Origin of the sequence: Phormidesmis priestleyi ULC007 (assembly GCF_001895925.1) — a bacterium.
Lineage (GTDB): Bacteria > Cyanobacteriota > Cyanobacteriia > Leptolyngbyales > Leptolyngbyaceae > Phormidesmis_A > Phormidesmis_A priestleyi_A.
Genome location: NZ_MPPI01000089.1, coordinates 1 through 2501 on the forward strand (window position 1 = coordinate 1; position 2501 = coordinate 2501).

Genomic DNA, 2501 nt, shown 5'->3' on the forward strand with positions numbered 1-2501 from the left:
AATTTCAACGGTGATAGAGACGGCTCCTATTGACAAACACGACAAGCTAAAAAGCCTGATGAGTTGGAAGTTTCAATCCTTCAAAAAAGTCCAGCTCTTAGCCGATTAGAGTATACATAGGTTTCTTCGGTGCGGTAAGCATAATGCTTGAGCCGAATCGTGTCACGCAGTTGGTCTAAAAGCTTTTTCGGGCGCGGTTCCATGAGCAGTTTGGTCACATCAGTACATTATGTGCTTAATAATACTCGTATAATTACTCGCACAAATCTGAAGATATGCGGAAAATTTCTGCCGATCCACCTTAGTTAGGTTAATATGCGGAAAATTTCTGCCGATCCACCCAATTTAGGGTGATATGCAGAAAACTTCTGCCGATCCACCTGTTTTGGGATGGATCTACGGAAACTTTCTCTCTAAAAAGAAGTTAGCCCGCTGAGTTGTCCATGGGGGTGGTGTACCCAACAGCATCTATTTATCCTCAAGATTGAGCTACCACAGGGCTGTGCGTTATCCGAAAATTTTTGTTGAAGCTTGCATTCTTAGGTAGCAAAACTTTGATGGAGAAAAAGTTCACTCCAGTACTGTTAACTGCATCTACTGAGCCACACTTTCTTACTTATTTTGTGCAAGGAGATACAAGCATGAGAACTGACAAGAAAACACTTCGTTGGATAGCACTGATCTTTAATACGTTCTACTGCCTATCCGTTTGTTTGTTGCTAACAGTTTCCCTTTCAGTAAGACCTTCAATAGCTGCCTCAATCACAACACGCTTATCAGTCATGGCACAAACTGATACTGCTGAGAGAGTTGGTAACGTTATCACCGAAAAACTTGTTGAAAAAGTACTCGGTATTGCCAAGGATGCTATTGATCTTGGAAAAGCCTTGGTTGAATCTGATGTGGCAAACCCAAAAGGTTCTCAACCTGAACCAAATGAGAGAATAGAGAACTTTTTGGAGAGAACAGGTCGTCCAAGCGGAAACAGTGGGAGTTCAAAACAAGGCGGCAATAGTGGTGGTGGTAAAAACGGTCTATGAATAATTTTTGAGTAGTAGTAGTAGTAGGGTGGGCACTGCCCATCTCTACCTTCATGCGCCGACTACCGTAGCCTGTCCTTTAGCTACGGTAGTTATAATAGCTAAAACCTCTGATGCTAGAGGCTTCAGGTCTGACAAACGATTGGATGGTGCTTGCAAAACAATTACGGCAATACCAAACTGTGGCAGATTCTGCTGAAACGATAAGTTGCGATCAACTGTAATAAAAACGTCAAACTCTGCTTCTGCAAGAGCAAGAAGTTGACCATTCTTTACTCCTGTCCATCCCATTTGTGGAACTGTTTTCACCTCATAGCCAAGTAATTCTCTGGCAAATTTTCGATCTATGCATTCATCCAACAGTAGCTTCATGCTACGCCACCATGCCAACAAGCTGTTTTCCTGCCTCTTCCAGCAAGGCGATGACCTGCTCTCTAGTCACGGTTGGAAATCCATCCAAGAAATCATCGATTGATTCTCCCGCTTTAAGATAGTCCAGAAGCGTCTGCACAGGAACCCTAGTTCCAACAAACACTGGGGTTCCCCCCATAATCTCTGGAGATGCGCTGATAATTGAGGAGTTCCTAACCATAAGTTTTTGACCTCTGGGTTCTATATTAATAGTTTATCAATTCTTTCTGTCCAGGTAGCTCCGAGTCGGGTAAACGGCGCGGTCTAACAACCGCGCTGCACCGGAACGTATAAACGTAATCGGTTGAGATGCAAAGGTGATCTGCGTCCGGTGAGCGCGAACGTTATGCCGCAGAATCAGCAAAAGCTCCATGAGATTTTAGATACTCTAATCACAAATACTATGAGGTTCTTAAAAACTTTTATGACTTTGCTGGATCAATATGCTTGTCAAAAAAGAGCTGAAGTCAATGAGGTTTAAACTAGGAAAGATAGCTAACACTATATTCACCGCTGATGCTGGTGGATTAATAACAATTTCAGTCACTAATATCACTGAGCAAGACCAAAATAGAACGAGATTCTTAGACTATTCTGTTGAATCTAAGACTATATTTGAAAGCGACTCTAAAGTGCCAAAAGATAAAATCAAAGTTATTGTTAACAATACTCCGGACAAAATTTGAGCAGGTTTTAAGGCTCAAACCCGCATCCTGCCGTAAGCGGGATCTTTTTTTCCAAGTCAGGGGCAGAGCTAACTTTGAAAAAATAGCTCGATCTTGGAACCGTAAGCCCTGAAAACCTTATAGAACCGTTCAAAAAACTGTCCGGGGTATTGTGTTAATCAACACTTCGGACAAATTTAGGCGGCGATAATGCCGTAGTCACAAAGGGTTGGATAGTTGGGGTGGGATTTAATCAAGGTTGGCTCCAAGTCTAAGGTGGCAATAAAGCGCTCGAGAAGATGCTGATTGAGCGCCCGTCGCTTCACCGTTGCCATCGAGAACGGAATCGGTGCTTGCGCCAGATGCGGTGGATTGGTCTCAACTT

Annotated in this window: 4 protein-coding genes and 1 pseudogene; 1 reads left to right on the forward strand and 4 read right to left on the reverse strand. The window is 43.1% G+C overall.

The window, feature by feature from the left end; genetic code table 11:
• Window positions 1-521: 521 nt before the first annotated feature.
• Entirely contained in the window at window positions 522-1040 is a 519-nt protein-coding gene (locus BRW63_RS26815) for a hypothetical protein (RefSeq protein WP_143162137.1), read from the forward strand.
• A 51-nt stretch (window positions 1041-1091) separates the two neighbouring features.
• Here BRW63_RS26815 and BRW63_RS26820 read toward each other — a convergent pair whose 3' ends face one another.
• The 4 genes and pseudogenes from BRW63_RS26820 to BRW63_RS26835 form a co-directional block, all read right to left on the reverse strand.
• Complete coding sequence (locus BRW63_RS26820) at window positions 1092-1412, reverse strand: DUF5615 family PIN-like protein (protein ID WP_073075354.1); 321 nt, start codon at window positions 1410-1412, stop codon at window positions 1092-1094.
• Window position 1413: 1 nt separating this feature from the next.
• Complete coding sequence (locus BRW63_RS26825) at window positions 1414-1632, reverse strand: DUF433 domain-containing protein (protein WP_073075355.1); 219 nt, start codon at window positions 1630-1632, stop codon at window positions 1414-1416.
• A 36-nt stretch (window positions 1633-1668) separates the two neighbouring features.
• Complete coding sequence (locus BRW63_RS28660; protein WP_181314517.1) at window positions 1669-1824, reverse strand: hypothetical protein; 156 nt, start codon at window positions 1822-1824, stop codon at window positions 1669-1671.
• A 489-nt stretch (window positions 1825-2313) separates the two neighbouring features.
• Window positions 2314-2501 (reverse strand): annotated as a pseudogene (locus BRW63_RS26835) (IS4 family transposase); the annotation flags it as partial.